Below are 21,539 nucleotides of genomic sequence, written 5' to 3'. Positions count from 1 at the left end.
TCAGACTTTCGAGCAAAATGTCTAAACTAGCACGGCACTTATTTCCTACATTACAGCGAATCAATTCCTTAAAAATAGGAGCTAAGCAATGAAATTTACATTTAAATCGACTGTTGATAAACGTCAATTTTCCCCTTTTTCAGTAAATGCTTGTTTCAAACTAACATGTGGGGAGCATTTTTTACCAGGTCAATATCATGATGAACAAGTACCATCCTTTTTAATCAGTGTTCCAAAAGGGATTTATCAATTAAGAGCAGAGGTTGAGCCACATACGACAGTTAAGCTTTTGACCGGTCAGCTTGCCCTTTCGCCAAGAAAAGAAGCTTTTATTATGACAAATGATGTGTATGTAGAGAAGAATCAATTTGAAATAGCTTGGTGGGGAAATGGGGTCGTTTCGCTGGAATTGGTTCCAATAAAGTTGTCCCATAGAAAAATGGTCTTAATAGGTGATTCAACGATGTCTGAGCATCCGCCGGGTCATTATCCACAGTATGGTTGGGGTCAATTACTTGCCGAGCAATTACGAGGTTACCCGATATTAAATATTGCTCAGTCAGGTCGGAGTTCCAAAAGTTTTCGAGAAGAAGGCCATTTCGAACGAGCACTACAGCATCTTAAAGAAGACGATTTACTTATTATTCAATTTGGACATAATGACCAGAAAACCGATCATCGCGGGACGACACCAGAAGAATTTAAGCTCAATCTCAAACAATATGTTGAGGAAGCGAGAAACAAAGGAGCCGTTCCTGTGTTGCTTTCTCCGGTACAGCGTCGTTATTTTTCAGAAGGTGGAGAAATGTTCAACCCGCATCAAGGTTATGATGAGAAGGTAGCTGAGTTAGCTAATGAAGAAGAAGTCGCCTTTATTGATTTAACGAAATTGAGTTCAGAAGCTTATCAAAGGCTTGGTATAGAGGCTTCGAAAAAATGGTTTATGTGGCTCAAGCCAGGGGAATCACCCAATTACCCAGAAGGAAATGAAGATAATACACATTTTTCAGAGACCGGGGCGAGAGCGATTGCTGGGATTGTAATCTCTGAACTTCAGAAGCAAAATCTATTATAAAGGCGTTCCAAATGACTTATTAGCTTAGGCTAGTAAGTTTTTTTGAATCTAGCAGGAAATGAAAGCATAAAGGAAGAAGAAATGTAGAGTGACAAAGCTTGAGCGAATCGACTTCTTATACGAGGTCATGATTTTGCTAATATGAAACGAAATAGGACTAATCGAAAATGATTGAGTAGGTCGTATTAATTCAAGGACTGTTTGAAATGAGCGAAATTGAGAAATAAGTTGGGACTGATTGAATGTGAAGAAACCGTTTGTAGTCATGATTATCTTAGTAGCAGTCGGAGCTATTATTTATTTTCCTTTTTATCAAAATAGTGAAGAAGCTGGTAGTGCCGAGAGTAAAGAGCCTATAGAAACGGCAGCGGTAAATACAGAAGAAACAGTGGAAGATGAAAGTGAACCGATTATTCAAGCTATCGAAGGGGAAGATATCGAAGCCCTTCTGCCTTTATCGATGACTGAAGAAAGTGTTCAAAATCGAATTCATCACATGTCGCACGGTTATATTCACGCCCGACAAAAATGGGGCAAGTTTGAGGTAACCAAAGAGCGGCTTGGGAGATTAATAGAAGTGATAGAAGAGAATGACTATGAAAATGAAGAGCTTTATTTAGAGATATTAACACGCTGGACGGATGGCGACTTCTCAAATGCGGTAGAAGATCATAATGCAATTTGGCGTTTACAAAATGGTACAGTTGGTGAAGCGCTTCGTCTCTTAAGTGCAGATGAAAGAGAAAAGTATCAGGAGCAACATTTTGGTGGTAAAGAATAGAACTTTTTAGTATATTTTCATTTTAATGATAATATATATAATTAATTACAAAAAAACTGTGACAATAGTCCTTGTAAACTGTTATAGTTATTACATAATATTTTACAATTTAAAAAAGAGGAGTGTTGATATGACAGAAAAAGCGAACTCTGTTGTAGATACAGATTTAGAAGACACTAGTATGAAGCCTAGTCGAATTATGAAGTGGACTTTTGGTGGTCTTGAAGCTATTTGGGGTATTCCAATTTTAGGGGGATTATTGATTATAGGCCTTGCTTGGGTTCCCCTGGTAATCATGTTGATTTTACATATCATCGGATTAGTTTTTGCCTCGAAAGAAAACAGAAGTAAAACGGGTCATATTTTAGGGATCTTAGCCTCAGCACTTGGATGGATTCCAGGAGTAGGAATGATTTTGCATATTTTAGCAGCGATATTTTTAATGATTGAAGCTGGGAAAAATAACTAGATAGTTTAAATTCGCAATATCGAGAAAAATACATGTGTCTGAATACTAATATGTGGGGTCGATGGGAAGTATTGGAGCTTCTTATCGACTTTTTTATAGCAATTATTTTTTCGATTAAACAGAAAAAACAGCTGATTTTCTCTTCAGCTGTCTCGACAAATTTCGGGAGGTGCCTGTCACTTGCCTAATGATCGTGATCGATAGGTGGATTCGGTCTTGGTCGTTCAATGGGTGTCCCATTATCATTATCGGGATTGTGCCCGTGGTCTGGAGGAATAGGACTAGGGGTATCATCAGTTGGATCGACCACTCTCATCGGTCGCATCATGTCGTAATCTTCATGTTCTAAAATGTGACAATGCCATACATACAGACCTGCATATGGAGCAAATCGGCAAATGAGCTTCGTGATTTGACCAGCAGGAGCTGCAATGGTATCTTTCCAGCCTCGTTCATTTTCCTTAGGAGGAATCATCGGACCGATCAGTTGGATTTCGCCGGTTTCATTATATAAAGACAAATCAAATGCTTGATGGCCGAGCACTTGAAATTGAATTAAATGAATATGGACCGGATGAGCAAAATTAGTCACATTTATGATATTCCATAGTTCAGTTGCTCCAAGCATTGGATTTTCTGTGATCGGGTCATGCCAAAAACGATTATCTAATAAAAGGAGTGCTCGACCGATATGATCGACACCACCATTTAGTTTTAAATTTCGGATCTTCGTCACGTCATTTTGCCTTAAACAAGGTATCGTTGATAGGTGTTTGGGGATCCGACTTCGATCACTTCCTTTGAGTGGCAATGTCACTCGAAATTGCATAATATCGGCTATTGGATTTTCTGGATCAGCATTTGGACCGAGGTTATTTTTTAATGTGATCGTCTTCCCGGCATGTTTTGAAAAGTCGATAATCACTTCAATTCGCTCGGCAGGCTCGAATTCGAATTCTGTAAGAGGAACGGTTCTTCTTAATAGTCCACCATCAGAAGCGATTTGATAAAAGGTTTGCTCGTTATCTAGAAAAAGTGTGTACCCTCGTGAGTTCGAACCATTTAAAAGTCGAAAACGATATTTTCTCGGCTCTACTTCTAAATAAGGCCAAACCTTTCCATTGACTAAAATCGTATTTCCTCCAAAAAAGGGAACGATACATGGATCGGGAAAATTGGGGCCAGGGTTATTTGGTTGTCTAGGGTAAAATAAGGAACCATCATCTTCATTAAATGTACGATCTTGAATTAAGAGGGGAATATCATAGTCTCCACTTGGTAATCTTAATCTATCTTCAGCCTTATCGTGAAGCAAATACAGCCCTTCTAGACCGGCATAAACATTTAAGCGCGTAATGCCCATCGCATGGTCGTGATACCATAATGTCGCCGCTCTTTGCTCATTCGGATATTCATAGATTTCCCGTTCAAATAATGGCCCCTTTTGTTCGAATCCTCGTGTATACCAAGCTTCTGGATAACCATCACTATCAGCTTTTGTCTCAGCCCCGTGTAAATGAACGACTGTACGAACTTCTGGTTCCATATCGAGATGATGAATCGATTTATCTATCGGTAAAAAATGTCTGTCAGGCAAGTTATTGATCCATTTGACATGAACAGGTTGGTGTCTTTGGGCATGAATCGTTGGTCCAGGGTATTGACAGTTATAACCAAATAATTGTGTCGGCTTTAAATCTCTGTGAAGCTTTTGAGTAAACTCTTTCATTTCAATTTCATAATGAGCTCCTTTATCATCAACATGTGTAGGTTTAGCTGTCTCCATAATTGGTAGGGAATCGACAAATTTTTCTAATGCCATTAAGTTCAACTCCTGTTTCTAGGTATTAATCTATTTTATGAAGGAGAGGAGATTATGCTTAGGCAAATGCCATGCGTAGATGAAGAAAGATAATCGGTGTTTTTTTTGGCCGATGGTATTGAGGTAGAAATTGGTTGAAACCAGGATGAAAATGAAAAGGGATTATAATGAGTGAATGAAGCCGAAAGCTGAGCTGGAAAGGGCAAAAGCCATCATTCAAATTAATTATTAAACATGTTGATACTCGCTTTTCAAACATATTAATCTAGATTAATGTGTGGTAAATATATAGAATAAAAGAAGCGATGATTTTGAAAAATTAACCAAACGTTTGGTAATGGTTAAATGTGGAGTTGCTTTTTGTTGAGGCTCTTTTAAAAGTATGTTGAATCTTAGTTGATGAAAGGATGGAACGAGGTGTCAGAACAATCGGAAATGCATGTTGAGTTGGGTGAATCACTTTCACCCGAGCAGCAAGAAAAAGTATATAAACGTACCCTATGGATTGTCGTTATTTCACAAATTTTTGGTGGAGCTGGTTTGGCGGCTGGAATTACAGTTGGGGCATTGTTGGCACAGGAAATGCTTGGTACAGATGCATATGCTGGGTTGCCAACAGCACTATTTACATTAGGATCAGCATTAGCTGCTTATGTAGTCGGGCGTTCTACGCAACAATTTGGACGCCGTTTAGGATTATCCTTAGGTTTTTTTGCCGGAGGAATAGGAGCGATTGGGGTTGTCTTTGCGGCTCTTTTTGGTCAAATATGGCTATTATTTCTTTCTTTATTTATATATGGAGCGGGGACAGCGACTAATTTACAAGCACGATACGCCGGCACAGACTTAGCTAAACCGAGACAACGAGCAACTGCGATTAGCATAGCGATGGTATTTACGACCTTTGGAGCGGTTGCCGGACCAAATCTGGTGAGTGTGATGGGCGATTTTGCTAAGCGGATGGGGATTCCTTCCCTTGCTGGCCCTTTTATTTTGGCAGCTGTAGCTTTTCTTTTAGCGGGTCTTGTTATTTTTGTCTTATTAAGACCGGATCCTTTTCTTTTAGCTAAGAAAATGGAAAAGGAAAAGAAAAAGAATGAGCGTAAAACAGAGGAACAACGAGCGGCCGAACCGGTTGAAGTTTTTAATAAAAAAGGTGTAATTGCTGGGGCAACTGTAATGGTATCCACCCAAATTGTGATGGTCGCGATTATGACAATGACACCTGTTCATATGGGACATCATGGACATGGTTTAAGTGAAATTGGATTAGTTATTGCGGTCCACGTAGCAGCGATGTATTTGCCATCTTTAGTTACGGGAGTATTGGTGGATAAAGTTGGGCGAAAGATTATGGCGACCGCTGCGGGTGTGACGTTAATTTTAGCGGGTTGTTTTGCTGCGTTTGGCCCTGCAGATTCGTTAATGAATTTAATGATTGCCCTTGCTTTGTTAGGGTTAGGGTGGAACTTTGGATTAATAAGTGGAACAACGATCATCGTTGATGCAACAACAGCGACAACTCGGGCTAAGACTCAAGGATCGGTTGATGTGCTAATCGCTTTAGCAGGAGCGTCTGGTGGGGCCCTTTCGGGGATGGTTGTGGCTCATTCAAGCTTTGCGACATTGTCGTTAGCAGGTGGTGTTTTAGCCTTTTTATTAATTCCGTTTGTCGTGTGGATGTTAAGAAGATAAGGAGAGTCTTCACCTTTTTTGGATGATCAATAGAATGTAATAAGTTATAGGGGTTTCCGAGCAAATTTCCTTCAGATAAAAGGAGAACGGTCACTTGAAATGGAATACATAATAGAGAGATAAAAAGGTAAGACGTTTCGACTTCATGTATGAAAATGAGGCCGGTTTGGATAGGAAGGACTTGGAACTACTTAACGAAAAGAAGTAGGAGGGTTTTTTACATGACAGCAACTTCAGAGATTCTAAAAAAGACGGAAAAATACGGAGCCCATAATTATCATCCACTACCTGTTGTGCTCAATAAGGGAGAAGGCGTTTGGGTTTGGGATCCAGAGGGCAATCGATACTTAGATATGCTTAGTGCCTATTCGGCGGTTAATCAGGGGCATTGCCATCCTAAAATCATTCAAGCACTAAAAGCTCAGGCCGATAACATTACTTTAACATCAAGAGCTTTTCATAACGATCAACTGGCTCCTTTTTATGAAAAAGTAGCCCACTTAACGAAAAAGAAATGATTTTGCCAATGAACACAGGGGCAGAGGCGGTTGAAACAGCGGTAAAGGCTGCGAGAAGATGGGCCTATGATATAAAAGGTGTGAAGGAAAATCAAGCCGAGATTATTGTTTGTGAAGAGAATTTTCACGGGCGCACGATGACGGCCGTATCGCTTTCTTCAAATGAAGAGTATAAAAGAGGTTTCGGGCCAATGTTGCCTGGCATTAAAGTTATTCCGTATGGAGATCTAAATGCTTTAAAGGAGGCCATTACCGAAAATACAGCGGCTTTTCTGTTAGAGCCGATTCAAGGAGAAGCAGGAATTATTGTTCCACACGAGGGGTTCTTAAAAGAAGCTTTTCAAGTTTGTCAGGAGCAAAATGTTCTTTTTATTGCCGATGAAATTCAAGTCGGGCTAGGGAGAACGGGAAAAATGTTTGCTTGTGACTGGGAAGGCGTCGAGCCAGATATGTATATTTTAGGGAAAGCCCTCGGTGGTGGTGTATTTCCGATTTCAGTAGTAGCGGCTAATCAAAACATTTTAGGGGTATTTGAGCCTGGATCACATGGGTCAACTTTTGGTGGGAACCCACTAGCGTGTGCGGTTTCGATTGCGGCTCTGGATGTGATTGAGGAAGAGAAATTGGTCTGGCGTTCGTTTGAGCTAGGCGAATATTTGAAAGCTGAACTAGTGAAAATAGACAATCCTCTTATTAAAGAAGTTCGTGGAAAAGGCTTATTTATCGGAGTTGAGCTGACAGTACCAGCTAGAAAATATTGTGAGTCGTTAAAAGAAGAAGGCCTTTTATGTAAGGAAACACATGAAAAAGTTATTCGCTTTGCTCCACCGCTAGTTATAAAAAAAGAAGAGCTAGATTGGGCACTTGAGCGGATAAAAAAGGTATTGAGTAGTTGATTTGGTGGGAAAGATAGTCGAATAGTATTAAAGAAGCTTGTGGGTGATGGTTTTGTGTCACTTACGAGCTTCTTTTGTTGTTTGAAGGCTTTTTAAATGAAGGAATTGATTGTAAAATTTCAGGACGAATGAAGGGTTATTCGCACCGTAATTTGGTTTATGGGCGGATTTCATTACGAATTAGGGATTATACGCACTGTAATTTGGTTTATGGGCGGATTTCATTACGAATTAGGGATTATACGCACCGTAATTAGTCAGAGTGGGAAATTACATTACGAATTAAAGGTTATACGCACCGTAATTAGTGTCATCACCGGATTACATTACGAATTAGAGGTTATACGCACCGTAATTAGTCAGAGTGGGAAATTACATTACGAATTAGAGGTTATACGCAATGTAATTTGAATAATTACCAAATTACATTACCAATCCCGATAACGATGCTCATCAACCAAAAAAGGCCTCCCAAAAGGCGATATGACCTTTTGAGAGAGCCCTTTCTAGCTAACATTAAATGAATATTAACTCTTATAAAGCATCTGAAACGGTTTTTGGTTGTAAGAATAATAATAAATGATCGGGTCCGCCCGCTTTAGAGTCTGTACCAGACATATTAAATCCACCAAATGGTTGATAACCAACGATCGCACCCGTACAACTGCGGTTGAAATAAAGGTTGCCGACATGGAACTCATGACGAGCTCTTTCAAGATGTTCACGATTATTCGAGATAATCGCTCCCGTTAGACCGTACTCTGTGTTATTAGCAATTTCTAATAAGTGGTCAAAATCCTTCGCTTTTGAGAAGGCGACAACCGGTCCGAAAATTTCTTCTTGCATAAGTCGTGCATCTGGGGCAACGTCTGCAAATACGGTTGGATTCACAAAGTATCCTGTTGAATTATCGCCTGTTCCTCCAACCATTAGTTTCCCTTCAGAAGACCCAATTTCAATATATTGTTTCACTTTATCAAAAGCAGCTTGATCATTAACCGGTCCCATATAATTTGTGTAATCAGTAGGGTCACCAACGGTTAATTTTTCTGTTTCTGCGACGACTTTTTCTAATACTTCATCATAGACATCTTCGTGTATAACGGCTCTTGAGCAAGCGGAACATTTTTGTCCAGAGAAACCGAACGCGGATTGTACGATCGATTGGACTGCTGTTTCGATATTGCTGTCATTATCAACGATGATTGTATCTTTTCCGCCCATTTCAATCGCTACACGTTTGAACCATTTCTGACCAGGATGTACTTTTGCCGCACGTTCATAAATGCGAACCCCAACATCTTTGGAGCCTGTAAAGTTAACAAAAGCCGTTTTCGGATGGTCAACTAAATAGTCACCGATTTCAGAACCGCTGCCTGGAATGAAGTTGACAACTCCTGCCGGAAGTCCTGCTTCTTCTAATATTTCCATAAACTTATAGGCGATAACAGGAGTCGTACTTGCTGGCTTTAAAAGAACGGTATTACCAGCAACAACTGGGGCAATCGTCGTTCCTGCCATAATCGCAAAGGCGAAATTCCAAGGAGAAATTGTTACCCCAACTCCTAATGGAATGTAGTTGTATTGATTATGCTCGACTTGCTCACGACTATGAATTTTGACGCCATCTTTTAAAGAAAGCATTTGTCTGCCGTAATATTCGAGGAAGTCGATGCCTTCAGCTGTATCGGCATCTGCTTCTTTCCACGGTTTCCCAGCTTCATAAACAAGGTAAGCTGAAAATTCATGTTTTCTTTTACGAATTAACCCTGCCGCACGGAAAAGAATCGCCGAACGAGACTCAGCCGACCATGTTTTCCACGTTTTAAATGCTTCCTGAGCCGCTTCATGGGCTTGCTCCGCATGATCGCGTGATGCTTTTGAAACATAACCGACAATTTCTTTATGATTGGATGGATTCTCGGAAACAATTTTATCCTCGGTAAAAATTTTCTTACCACCAATTACAATTGGATATTCTTTACCTAATTCTTTCTTTACTAAAGCTAAAGCTTCCTTAAATGCCGCTTGATTGGTGCTATCGCTAAAATCTGTAAATGGTTCATGTTTGTAATCCCAAGTCATGAGAGATCATCCTTTCGATTTTGAATTTTAAGTAAGGCTTAAGACAAAGATCTTTTATAAATTTTGTCTATTTGATTGTCTAATGAACTATTATGCAATTTATATGCCAACTTTTTATTTAACGAACCAAGGAGTGTTCATTGCTGACAGATAGCTTTCTATTAAAATATAATGATTTATTTTAATGTAATCGTTTAATTTAATTTATACATAAGTGTAAATGTTTAGACAGTTTTGTTTATTCATTTGACTAAAAACAGATTTGATAGCTAAATAACTGGTAGAAAAGCTGTTTTAAGTCTCTGAAGTGCTATGGGATTTTTAGAATGAAAGATAAATAATGGAGGTAAAGTCAGAAGCAACAAAGGGGGAGGCCAACTAGATTCAAACTTTAGGCAGTAAGGTCATTCAACGTTTTTTAGGAAGGTAAATAAGAAAAAAAACTAATCCGGAAGATAGCCGAAGAAAAGAGGTTATCATTCTGGATTAGTTGCAAGGTTACTAAGAAAAGGTTATTAAAAAGGCAAACTAGTTTAATTTGTATTTTTTCATTTTGTTATATAATGTGGCTCTTGATATTCCTAAGATTTTGGCTGCGGCAGAGCGGTTGCCGTATGTTTTGTCTAGGGCGCTTACAATTTGCTCTTTATTAATAGAGTGACTAGTATCTTCTATAGTAGGAGTACTTTCACCTAGTGGCTCAGTAAGTTTTGTTTGTTGTGATTCGAAAAAATTTGGAGGCAGATGTTTAGCATTAATTGTATCAGTATCACTTCCGAGTATGACGAGTCGTTCAATGATATTCCTCAACTGTCTAATGTTCCCTTTCCAACGATGTTGCATAAACGCATACATAACTTCTGAATCGATATGTGGTGCTGGTGTTGAGTATTTAAAAGAAAACTCTTTCAAAAATAACTGGACGAGAGCTGGGACGTCCTCGATTCTTTCCCGCAAAGGTGGGACGTGAATCGCGATCACATTCAGGCGGTAGTAGAGGTCCTCTCTGAAGCGACCATCTAAAACCATTTGCTCAATATCACGATTCGTAGCTGTAATGATGCGAACGTCAAATGGAATTGATTCCGTTCCACCGACGCGATAATATTGTTTTTCTTGAAGAACACGTAATAATTTTACTTGGAGCTCAAGTGGCATCTCACCAACTTCATCTAAGAAGAGGGTACCCCCTTTGGCTAAATCAAATTTCCCCTTTTTACCTCCGCGTGCAGCTCCGGTAAAGGCTCCTTGTTCATAACCAAAAAGCTCACTTTCAAATAATGCATTCGGAATCGCTCCACAATTAATTGCAATAAAGGGCTTTTTGTTCCGTTTGCTTGCTTGGTGAATACCTTCTGCAAAAAGCTCTTTACCGACACCACTTTCCCCCGTAATTAGAACCGGGGCATCTGTACTAGCAACTTTTTTAGCTAATGTAATAGCTTCTTGTAGTTTGGTACTTCTACCTTTTATTTTTTGAAAAGATGGCTCGGCGTCTCCATTGACATTCTGTTCTAAATCATGCAAGTATGCCGTTGTTTCAGATAGGTGTTCATTTAGTTTTACCATATCGGTAATATCACGCTCAATGGAAAGGCCGCCAATAATTTTATTGTTGACATAGATCGGTGCACTGTTAATGAGTACATGTACGTTTGGTCGTGGTTGATTGTAGTGCTGATTAACACCAAGCTGCGTTTGCATGGTCGATAATAAAATAAGAGCTTCTTTTTCGAAAAAGTTGGTAATTGGTTGTCCGATAATTTCTTCTTTTTTTAGTCGATACATTTCTTCTGATTTGCGATTCCAAGCGGTCACATTGCCATTTATGTCTGTAATCGCAATTGCATCTTCCACATTCGTCAGTAAAGTGTCGTAAACAGCACTTAGTTCTTTTGTGTATTGAAAAAGCTTTAGGACAAAATCATCCATAGATACCCAGCCAACTAAGTTTCCTTCAGCGTTTTCTAATAGAAAATCCTGCCCGAGTTCGAGCATGGGCAAGTCGAGTATATGCAAATCCTCAGAAACTATTTTCATCTCATTGATTGGTAGACGTTCGGTTAATGGTTTAGCCATTTCCTTAAGTTGAAAAGCCGTTTTCAAAAGTAAGCCCTCCTAAATGTAAACTCATTAAGACAAATGTGTATAACTGTTTTCTTCATCATAAACAAAAATGTCTAATAATTCTATATGTTTTCGCTTTCAATTATAGGAAGGTTTTAACTTGTGTAATAGAGCAAGAAAAAGACGGGAAAATCGGCATGAATTTTATGAGGAATAGTTTCTTAGAAAAATAAATATTTGGCGCGGAATTTGCAATAGATTGAAGTATATAAGTTGAGGAAAAGTTGACCCGAATGGCTTTTGTTTAACCAAAACGGAGCGAGCGGAATTAGTGAGGAACGGGAGACCCCGCAGCGAATAGCTGAGGAGGCTCCCGACTCATCCGCGGAACGCGTAGGGTATGCAGCTGGAGGAGTGATCCAACTTCTCTCGCTTCTGACCAAACAGGCTACGCTTTATATTAAAGGAGGAAATTGCTATGATGGTGGTTGAAAAGGTTTCACGAAATTTCTTTTTGTTTTTATCGCATAATCGATTGATTAGTAGTGGGGCAAAAAAGTGGGGCTTGAAATTTGGAGCTTCCCAAGTTGTGGCAGGAGTTGCAATTGAAGAAATGATTGAATCATTAAAAGAATTAAATCAAAAAGGTCTTGTTTGTACAGTCGATCATTTAGGCGAGTATGTGCAGAGTAAAGAAGAAGCTTTAGAGTCAACAGCTATGGCGATTCAGACGCTTGAAGCGATTGCGGCTTCAGGAGTTTCTTCACATATGTCGGTCAAGCTGACCCAACTTGGACTTGATATAAATGCTGAATTTTGTTTGGAGAATATGAAGAAGATTGTCCGTGTAGCCAAAAAACACGATATCTTCATGAGAATTGATATGGAGGACTATACGAGGTGTCAGAAAACACTAGATATTTTAGCCGAGTTAAGGAAAGATTATGAAAATATTGGAACCGTGATTCAAGCTTATTTGCATCGAGCTGAAAAAGATGTAGACGAATTACAGGATCTTAGCTTACGATTAGTAAAAGGCGCTTATAAAGAGCGAGCCACGGTTGCTTACCAAGAGAAAGAGAAAGTTGATGAGAATTATTTCAATATTATAAAAAAACATTTGTTAAATGGAAAATATACAGCAATTGCTTCCCATGATCATCATATAATTAAGAAGGTGAAAGCGTTTGCGAAAGAGAATAATATTCCTAAGTCACAGTTTGAGTTTCAAATGTTGTATGGCATGAGAACGGAAATGCAACAAAGTATTGCCGATGAAGGGTATACGATGAGAGTCTATGTACCGTTTGGGAAAGATTGGTATGGTTACTTTATGAGGAGATTAGCTGAGCGGCCGCAAAATGTAAAGTTTGCTCTCCGAGGACTCTTCTCAAACAAGTAAAATCTTGTAAGGAGTGAACGAGGATGCTTGATTTTAGTTTGGTTCAAAAGCAGCGCACTGACTTATATATGACAACAGAACTACGTCACGCCATATCCTTGCTTCAATTGTCAACGCATGAATTAATTGCTCATATTGAAGAACAAGCGTTAGAAAATCCATTATTGGAAGTTGAGATGCAAACTGAAAAAGAGGCCACTAAAAACGATGAGTTTCAGCCGGATTATGAGGTGAGAAGAGCTCGACAATCAAGCGGAATGGAAAGTGAGACAAATTGGCTTGAACAAATTTCTGAAGAGTCAACAGGTCTACATCCTTATTTAATGGAACAAGCTAGATTTTTGCCACTTACTAGTATTCAATTTGAGCGGCTATGTTATTTTATTAATCATTTAACCGATGATGGTTATTTATCCTATCCATTAGATGAATTGTGTTCAGAATTAAAAATATCATTTGAAGAGGCAGAGGAAATATTATCGACCTTACAGCAGTTTGAACCATACGGAGTTGGAGCAAGAACACTAAAGGAATGTTTGTTAATCCAATTGCAACAGTTAGAATCTCGTCATCTCTTAGTTGAGCAAATTGTCGCAGATCATCTTGACAATTTGGCGAATAAGAGATGGAAGGAGATTGCCAAAAGTTGTTCGATTGATCTTTTAGAAGTGCAACAAGCTTATGACTTTATACAGCAACTTCAGCCGAGGCCAGGTTTAAATTTTCAATCAAGTTTAACGAGATATGTAACTCCAGATGTGAGTGTTTACTTAGATAAGGAGACAAATGAAGTTAAAGTCTATGTTCATATGGAGAGAATCCCACGTATCACGGTGAATCAGCAATATGTAAAGATGATGCATAATCCAAATGAAGATGTGACTAAATATGTTCGCTTGAAGCATGAAGAAGTAAAATGGCTGTTAACGAGTATTGAAAAAAGACAATCCACATTAAAAAGAGTAACGGAAGTGATTGTTCGTCATCAAGCTGATTTTATTTTCAAAAATGCTTCTTTAAGGCCTCTTATTTTAAAGGATGTAGCAGATGAGCTAGAGATTCATGAATCTACAGTGAGTCGGGTGACAAGTAATAAATATTTACAATCGCCAAAAGGATTATTGGAATTGAAAGCCTTTTTTTCATCGGCTGTAAGTTCTAATCGAGAGGATTCAGCAAACACATCTGAATCGATTAAGCAGTTATTAAAGCAGTTAATTGCAAAAGAAAATAAAGAAAAGCCATTGTCTGATCAGAAATTGGTCGACTATTTGCAAAAGGAACACCAAATTGAAATATCGAGAAGAGCGATTGCTAAATATCGTGATGAATTGAGGATACCGTCTTCTAGTAAACGAAGAAGATATGCCTAGGAGAAAAATGGTTTTATTGTAAAGGAACTCAACTTTCGCAGCGTATGATTGACCCTTAACCGTTGATAGAGATTGACTTTAGGGCGATACAATACTCAAATTGACTTTACATGAACGGTTCAATCGTTGACCGTCTGAACACATCTCTTCGTAGGCTGTTGAAGGAATCTGTTCACTAAATGAAGCGCTTCGGCTGTCGCTACCAAAACCATACTCCGCGTCCTGCGGGAACCTGGCGAGCCTCCTCGGCAAGCCTTGCGGGGTCTCGCTCCGCGGTTTATTCCCGCGGGAGTCTCCGTATGGTTTTGTCCGCTAAGTGTCGTGGAGAGGCTTGATGATATTACTCTTTCCAAATCAGCTATTTCTAACGCAGAAGGACCATCTTCTTCACATTGTTGGTTATGGAACTAAATAGGTCGTTGCCCCCTATTTTTTTCCTAAGTCTGCCGTCATGAAAAGACAGGATTCCAATCGAAACAAGCTCGATCATCTAGCTAACGTACAGAGCATCCACACGGATTGGTTTACAACTGTAACGGAATTAGTCATGGAAAGAGAAAAATCATTCTCAAGCTCATGTACGTTGAAGTCATGACTGTTTTTTTATTCAATGAGAAAACCGAACCTAGATTCGATTCCATTATCTAGCGGACAAACAGACACGGAGACTCCCGCAGGAATAAACCGTTCAATGAGACCCCGCAAGCGTGAAACGCTGAGGAGGCTCATGAGGTTCTCGGCAAGGACGCGGAGTGTCTGTTTGGGAGCGACCGTCGGAGGGCCTATTCTTTTTTTCTTACTGCGCAATTTATCCGTTATGTGTGATAGTACGTTCTCGCTTTTCAAACGTGTCAAGGGCAATTGTTTAAGCGCTTCCCTTTCTCTCTGCCAACTCGTTGAACGGATTTTCTCGATGCGAAAGTTGAGTAAAGGAATAAATAAAATAGGGTCTAAAACTTCTATTCAAAGCATTTGCTTTCTGATATAGAAGTTTTTTTTTAGAGTTGAAACAAAAAGGTGATGATAAACGTATAATTAATAGGTCACTTATTGAATGCATTTATTATTGAAAGAGTGTAGGGGTTTATTTATTTTTGTTCGTCTAATGTTATAAAAGCCACATCATGTAAAAGTAAAAAAAGATAGTAATCTTATCGATAGTTATGTAGAATGTATGTATTATTTAATTTGAAAAAAATAGGTTATTTTATCAATGTTGTCAATTTATGTGAATGGAAATTTATGTCTTGTTTATGGTGTATCTGTAGGGCTCCCAATTCTTCTACTTGGGGAATATCCGTCTTAAGGCTGAGAACCAATCACCCTCAAGATTGTTCTCTTTATCTTTTTTATTGATGATAATGTAAGAGGGAAAATTATTTTGCATTCATTCTATTTTATTTATTTTATTAAGCCTTTAATTGAGGAGCAAGGGTTGATTTCTATGAGGAAAAGATATATTTATATTTTATTATCTGACACAGGTACTTTATTTGCAAAGGCCATCAGACTGTATACAAAAGAACAATTGAATCATGTTTCGATTTCGTTTAATAAAGAACTTACTGAGGTTTATAGCTTCGGACGGAAGCGCCCGCATAATCCATTTGTTGGTGGATTTGTGAAAGAGGATATGCACTCATTTATTTTTCAAAGAGCTAATTGTGAAGTATATCGTTGTGAGGTTAGTGAGCGGGATTTTGAGCGAATGAAACGGAAAGTGGAGCAAATCTCGATTCAACGCGAAATGTATCGGTATAATATTCTTGGTATGGTTGCGTTAATGTGTAAATATGATTTTAAGCGCAAAAATGCATTTTTCTGCTCTCAGTTTGTAGCGACCGTATTAAATGAAGGGGAAGTACCGATTGCAAAGTTCTCACCGAACTTAATGCAACCACGTCATTTTCCAGAATCAGAATACTTAGAGCCGGTTTTCGCCGGTAAAGTATGCTATTATCCATATTTAGAAGAAAACAAACGAATAGAACTATTCCTAAAGCCAAGCCGATTTGAGAAGAGCGTGTGAGCAATGGGATAGTGGAAATGTATAAAGTCATATTAAAAGATATAGTTATATATAGTTGAGACTATTCAAAAGGTCATTTGGCCAGTTGAGTAGTCTTTTTTGTTGAGTGAGAATGGGATAAGAAAAAATTAGTAATTGGTAATGGAGCTCGCTTGTGGATGCGTGCCTCCCATCTCGGGAGTTATAACATTCAAAAAGGGGCTGAACCCTCAAAGGTCATTTTCATGACTGTGGACAACCCCATTCTTTTAAAAGTCTCTCTCCTTTATTTCGTTTCTTTCGCTTGCTTTCTTGCCGCTATGAGGGTGTTTTATTTGTATCCTCCGCCATAGCCGCCTCCAAAGCCACCACCGCCGCAGCAGATAATGATGAAGAGGAAGAGTACGATAACAATGGCAATACCAAATCCGCCACCACCAAAGCCACCGCCGTAGCCACCACCATAGCAAGGAGGAGGTGGAGGGGGAGGACAATAGTTATATGGAGTATAACCGCCACCATAAAATCCCATGAATGAACACCACCTTTTATTGTTTCGGTAAGAAACTCATAGCTTCTTGTAGTTTATTTTATGGTTGACAACCATAAAGAGTGAAGGACGGTCATGAGATTGGGTATTTACCTAAATCGGCTTATATTTTTCGAAATTATGAAAAAACGTCTTGCAATTGTTGGAAATATCGGCTAATATTTTGAATGTAATCAAACTAATTATTTCAGAAAAGGAGGAGCGGGACCATGCGTACATTCATTACATTTGATCAACAGCGTTATCACAACTGTATAAAAGTACCGTCTCCTTTTCTTTGTATACACCAGTAGGGGTTTGTATAATAGGGGACGGCTTCCTAGTCGTCGTTTATTCTTTTGATTGTGCTATTTGTTTATGGTGAACAAAGCATATCGCGACTAAGCGGTATGCTTTTTTTCATGCTGTGATAAAAGGGCTCCTACTTGTGAATACTAGGCCACTAAAAAGTAAGGTATATATTTCAAATGGGTGGTAATCGAGCAAAAAGTGTTCATTATATGACCAAAGCGGAGCGAGCGGAATGTCCGGATACTCCCGGTTCACCCGCGGAACGCGTAGGCATCCAGCTGGCGGAGTATATTAAGTGAAAATATTTTCAGTGGCTTTATGAAGACACTAAGTTTGATCAAGTAAACGAAGGAGGAGAAGGGTTATGATAGTGCCTAGAGCTCAAATCTTATCAATGGGAGAGTTAGAAGGCGGTTAGTTGAACGAAGAGGGAGGAAATTGGATGTTTAGGATTTTTAAACAATTATCATGGTTTTTTAAAGAAGAGTGGCGGAGGTATACGATTGCCCTATTGCTTCTAATACTAGTTGGAATTATTGATATTATCCCACCAAGTTTAATTGGTCGAGCGATTGATTATTTTCAAATGGGTCAATTAAGTGGGTCTGTTTTTTGGACGCTCATTGGGGTATTTGTTATTGTGACGATTGTCAGTTATGGCTTTACGTATATATGGATGTCTAAGTTATTTGGAGGTGCCTTTGTCCTAGAAAGGAAGCTTCGGAAAACGTTTATGAGACATTTATTAAAAATGGATCCACCGTTCTATGAAAAGCAAAGAACGGGCGATTTAATGGCGAGAGGAACAAATGATTTAAAGGCTGTTTCGATGACGGCTGGTTTTGGAATTTTGACGTTAGTTGATTCGAGTGTCTTTATGTTAACGGTTTTAGTAGCGATGTGTATTTTAGTAGATTGGAAATTAACGCTCGCAGCGATTTTACCGTTACCGATTATGGCTATTTTTATTTCAATTTTAGGAAAGCAAATTCATACTCGATTCACGTCAGCACAAGATGCATTTGGTAAGTTAAATGACCGTGTTCTAGAATCGGTTGCAGGGATGAGAGTCATTCGAGCGTTTCGGAAAGAACGCCTTGATGAAAAGAAATTCCGAGATATGAGCGAAGATGTGTATAAAAAGAATCTTCAAGTGGCTAAAACGGATGCATTATTTGAACCCGTGATAAATATTTTAGTGGGGATGAGTTATGTAATAGGAATTGGTTACGGTTCTTACCTAGTGTTTCAACAACAAATTTCATTAGGTCAACTTGTCACATTTAACATTTATTTAGGAATGATGATTTGGCCAATGTTTGCAGTAGGGGAGCTTATAAATATTTTGCAACGGGGAAGTGCATCTTTAGATCGTGTTAATCAAACACTAGCGATCAAACAAGATGTTGTCGATCCGGCAAATGCAGCTATCCAGCAATACCCTGATAAAATCAATTTTAATGATGTAACATTTAAATACCCATCTACTAAGCATGCACAGCTTCAGGATGTTTCGGCATTGGCTCATTCTGGTGAAACGATTGGCGTAGTCGGCAGGACCGGGAGTGGGAAAACGACTTTTGTAAAGCAATTATTAAAGTTTTATCCGATGGGTCAAGGCTCCATTAAAGTTGGGGAGCATTCAATCGCTGATCAAACGAAGGAACAAGTTCGATCTTGGATCGGCTATGTACCACAAGAGCATATTTTATTTTCTCAAAGTGTCGAAGAAAACATATTAGTTGGTAAAGAAGGTGCATCGGAGGAAGATCTTGAAAAGGCGATTCGTCTCTCTGCTTTTGAACAAGATTTAGCCTTTTTGCCAGAGGGATTGGAAACACTTGTGGGAGAAAAAGGAGTTGCTTTATCTGGAGGCCAAAAACAACGAATTTCAATTGCTAGAGCCTTGATATCAGACCCCGAAATATTGATTTTGGACGATTCACTATCAGCTGTTGATGCCAAAACGGAAGCTTTAATCGTCAAAAATATTCAAGAAGAGCGCAAAGGAAAAACAACGATTATTACAACGCATCGAATGTCTGCAGTTGAGCATGCCGATTTAATCCTTGTATTTGATGAAGGAAAAGTCGTAGAACAAGGAACGCATGAACAACTTATTCAACAAAACGGCTGGTACAAAACACAAGTGGATAGACAGACATTATCTACAGGAGGGGGTGCTCTTACATGACAGTAGGAAAAAGACTTTATCAATACGCCCTTTCGAGTAAAAAAACGATCATTTTTGCTCTTATCTTATTATCTGTCAGTGTGGCGGCAGAGCTAACAGGTCCTTTTATTGCAAAAACGATTATTGATAATCATATTATGGGGATAGAGGAGCCTTGGATTGAAACGGTCGAGCAGGAGCAGGCTGTTTTATATAATGAAACTTGGTATATACGTGAATCTCGTCTATCAGATGGAAGTGATAGGGGGAATGCGATTCAAATTGTACAAATTGGTTTAAGCTTTTACGTTACGAATCAGCTTATCCCGTTTGATGGTGAAAAGAGTTTTGAAAACGGTGAACTGACGATTACGAATGCCGATGACACTTTTGTTTCTGAAGCGATTGCATTATCTGCTTCGGAAGTGATGGATTTTTATAGACCGGAAATTATGCCGGTTGTGTATTGGCTTTTATTTTATTTAGGCTTAATCATTTTTGCTTCGTTTTTCCAATATGGTCAACGCTTTTATTTACAAAAGGCGGCGAATCGAATTATTCAAAAGCTACGGACGGATGTATTTAACCATCTATCCCGTTTACCTGTTCGGTTTTTTGATAATTTGCCGGCTGGTAAGGTCGTTGCTCGCGTTACAAATGACACGGAAGCCGTACGAGAGTTATATGTCGCCGTGTTAGCGAATTTCTTCTCAAGTGTGATTTATATGATCGGAATTTATACGGCATTATTCCTGTTAGATGCTAGGTTAGCGGCAGGGGCACTCGTTCTCATCCCGATATTATGGGTTTGGATTGTGCTTTACCGTAAGTTTGCGTCTAAATATAATCATGAAATTCGTTCGAAAAATAGTGAAATTAATGCGTCGTTAAATGAATCGATTCAAGGGATGGAAATCATTCAAGCTTTTCGTAAAGAAAAAGGTCGCGAAAAAACCTTTGGCACATTGAATGAACAGCATTTTACTGCTCAAAATAAGATGCTCCGCTTAAATTCTTTAACGTCACATAATTTAACGGCTGTGCTTCGAAACATGATTATGGTTGGGTTAATCTGGTTTTTAGGAGGAGCTCAAACAGGTGTTGGAGCTGTTTTAACATTAGGGATTCTCTACGCGTTTGTTGACTATATTAACCGTTTATTTGAACCGATTAACCGTATTGTGAACCAGTTAGCAAACTTAGAGCAAGCTCGTGTTGCTGGGGAACGTGTATTTGAACTTATGGATAAAGAAGGCGAAGATGTAGCAGAAGAAGTTATGAAGCGTCCAAAGGGTGAAATTACATTTGATGATGTGAGCTTCAGTTATAAAGAAGATGAATATGTGTTGAAACATTTATCCTTTACGGCAAAACCAGGTCAGACGATCGCTTTAGTTGGTCATACTGGTTCAGGGAAAAGTTCAATCATGAATCTTTTATTTCGTTTTTATGATTGTCAAAAAGGGGCAATCAGGTTAGATGGTCAAGATATTAAGGACATTCCACGTCAGACATTACGTGAGCACATGGGGATTGTGTTGCAGGAACCATATTTGTTTACGGGGACGATCGAAACGAATATTACGTTAAATCGAAATGATATTACGAGAGAAGAAGTGGAGCATGCCCTTGAATTAGTTGGTGGCAAACAAGTCTTTTCACGACTGGATAATATTTTGGATGAAGAAGTAAAAGAAAAAGGAAGTACTTTATCAAGTGGGGAAAGACAGTTAATTAGCTTTGCCAGAGCATTAGTTGTCAATCCAGCGATTCTTGTTTTAGATGAAGCAACATCAAATATCGATACGGAGACGGAAACCATTATTCAAAAAGCGATGGATACATTAAAAGAAGGGCGTACGACTTTTATTATTGCCCACCGTCTATCCACGATTAAAAACGCGGATCAAATTCTTGTTCTTGATAAAGGAAAAATCGTTGAACAAGGAACACATGATGAGTTAATGAAGCTTGAACAAAATTATGCGAAAATGTATCAGCTTCAGCAGCAAGTAAAAGAAGAAAGCAAAGTAGGTTAAAGGTTTCTAATCTTTAATGAACGTGGAACAAGAAGAAAAGAAAATTGATTGAAATAGATTTCTCATAGAAGAAGGGCTGTCCCATAAGGTTATGAAAATGATCTTATGAGGGCGGCTTTTTTTGTGTTTTTAAAGGTAGAAAGTGGAAAATGTTCTTCTAATTAAAGTTAATAAGGTTCGGAGGCTCCTGTCTGTAAGTTAAACAGTATCTATAAACGAGGATAGGTAATGAAAAAGAAGAGTGCCTCTGATTACGGTGCGAAAAAAGGGGAATAGGTAATGAAAAAAGAGGATG

The 21,539-nt window shown here is 38.8% G+C and carries 13 protein-coding genes and 1 pseudogene; 10 read left to right on the top strand and 4 right to left on the bottom strand.

The genetic code is table 11. The annotated features are described in order from the left end of the window. The first annotated feature begins 88 nt into the window (after positions 1–88). The 3 genes from BALCAV_RS21155 to BALCAV_RS09500 all read left to right on the top strand — a co-directional run bounded on the left by BALCAV_RS21155 (position 89) and on the right by BALCAV_RS09500 (position 2,325). Positions 89–1,075 (top strand): rhamnogalacturonan acetylesterase, encoded by a 987-nt coding sequence (locus BALCAV_RS21155; protein ID WP_003324385.1) that lies wholly within the window; start codon positions 89–91, stop codon positions 1,073–1,075. A gap of 244 nt (positions 1,076–1,319) precedes the next feature. After that, positions 1,320–1,856 carry a DUF6241 domain-containing protein gene (locus tag BALCAV_RS09505; RefSeq protein ID WP_003324386.1) on the top strand — a complete coding sequence of 179 codons (537 nt, stop codon included), beginning with the start codon at positions 1,320–1,322 and terminating at the stop codon, positions 1,854–1,856. A gap of 130 nt (positions 1,857–1,986) precedes the next feature. Beyond that, positions 1,987–2,325, top strand: a complete 339-nt coding sequence (locus tag BALCAV_RS09500; protein ID WP_003320512.1) for a hypothetical protein — start codon at positions 1,987–1,989, stop codon at positions 2,323–2,325. Between the two features lie 184 nt (positions 2,326–2,509). On the opposite strand, the gene BALCAV_RS09495 is transcribed toward BALCAV_RS09500, so the two are convergent. Continuing rightward, complete coding sequence (locus tag BALCAV_RS09495; protein ID WP_003320510.1) at positions 2,510–4,147, bottom strand: multicopper oxidase family protein; 1,638 nt, start codon at positions 4,145–4,147, stop codon at positions 2,510–2,512. 435 nt (positions 4,148–4,582) lie between these two features. On the opposite strand from BALCAV_RS09495, the gene BALCAV_RS09490 reads away from it, so the two are divergent. Together BALCAV_RS09490 and BALCAV_RS09485 are read left to right on the top strand one after the other, a co-directional pair. Beyond that, the gene (locus BALCAV_RS09490) at positions 4,583–5,842 is read left to right on the top strand and encodes an MFS transporter (RefSeq protein ID WP_040323835.1); all 1,260 of its coding nucleotides are present in this window, start codon (positions 4,583–4,585) and stop codon (positions 5,840–5,842) included. A gap of 221 nt (positions 5,843–6,063) precedes the next feature. Next, positions 6,064–7,256, top strand: a pseudogene (locus BALCAV_RS09485) (ornithine--oxo-acid transaminase). A gap of 534 nt (positions 7,257–7,790) precedes the next feature. Here BALCAV_RS09485 and pruA read toward each other — a convergent pair. Beyond that, a complete protein-coding gene (gene pruA, locus BALCAV_RS09480; RefSeq protein ID WP_003320507.1) occupies positions 7,791–9,341 on the bottom strand; it encodes an L-glutamate gamma-semialdehyde dehydrogenase in 1,551 nt (516 codons plus the stop codon). Positions 9,342–9,869: 528 nt separating this feature from the next. Further along, positions 9,870–11,447 carry a sigma-54 interaction domain-containing protein gene (locus BALCAV_RS09475; RefSeq protein ID WP_003320506.1) on the bottom strand — a complete coding sequence of 526 codons (1,578 nt, stop codon included), beginning with the start codon at positions 11,445–11,447 and terminating at the stop codon, positions 9,870–9,872. Positions 11,448–11,886: 439 nt separating this feature from the next. Between BALCAV_RS09475 and BALCAV_RS09465 the strand changes: the two genes are divergently transcribed. From BALCAV_RS09465 to BALCAV_RS09455, 3 genes are all read left to right on the top strand, one after another. Beyond that, positions 11,887–12,810, top strand: coding sequence for a proline dehydrogenase family protein (locus BALCAV_RS09465; protein ID WP_003322788.1), 924 nt, complete (start codon positions 11,887–11,889; stop codon positions 12,808–12,810). A gap of 23 nt (positions 12,811–12,833) precedes the next feature. Next, complete coding sequence (rpoN, locus tag BALCAV_RS09460) at positions 12,834–14,183, top strand: RNA polymerase factor sigma-54 (RefSeq protein ID WP_003322790.1); 1,350 nt, start codon at positions 12,834–12,836, stop codon at positions 14,181–14,183. Positions 14,184–15,627: 1,444 nt separating this feature from the next. Continuing rightward, the gene (locus BALCAV_RS09455) at positions 15,628–16,212 is read left to right on the top strand and encodes a hypothetical protein (protein ID WP_040323832.1); all 585 of its coding nucleotides are present in this window, start codon (positions 15,628–15,630) and stop codon (positions 16,210–16,212) included. 310 nt (positions 16,213–16,522) lie between these two features. Here BALCAV_RS09455 and BALCAV_RS09450 read toward each other — a convergent pair whose 3' ends face one another. Beyond that, positions 16,523–16,723 (bottom strand): hypothetical protein, encoded by a 201-nt coding sequence (locus BALCAV_RS09450; protein ID WP_003324633.1) that lies wholly within the window; start codon positions 16,721–16,723, stop codon positions 16,523–16,525. 751 nt (positions 16,724–17,474) lie between these two features. Between BALCAV_RS09450 and BALCAV_RS09445 the strand changes: the two genes are divergently transcribed. After that, positions 17,475–19,226 carry an ABC transporter ATP-binding protein gene (locus tag BALCAV_RS09445; RefSeq protein ID WP_040323828.1) on the top strand — a complete coding sequence of 584 codons (1,752 nt, stop codon included), beginning with the start codon at positions 17,475–17,477 and terminating at the stop codon, positions 19,224–19,226. Further along, a complete protein-coding gene (locus BALCAV_RS09440) occupies positions 19,223–21,244 on the top strand; it encodes an ABC transporter ATP-binding protein (RefSeq protein ID WP_003321695.1) in 2,022 nt (673 codons plus the stop codon). Before BALCAV_RS09445 ends, BALCAV_RS09440 begins: the two co-directional genes overlap by 4 nt. Positions 21,245–21,539 lie beyond the last annotated feature (295 nt).

Origin of the sequence: Alkalihalobacillus alcalophilus ATCC 27647 = CGMCC 1.3604 (assembly GCF_000292245.2) — a bacterium.
Classification (GTDB): domain Bacteria; phylum Bacillota; class Bacilli; order Bacillales; family Bacillaceae_D; genus Alkalihalobacillus; species Alkalihalobacillus alcalophilus.
Note: the sequence above shows the minus strand (reverse complement) of the source record. Positions and strands in the feature narration are given on the sequence as shown.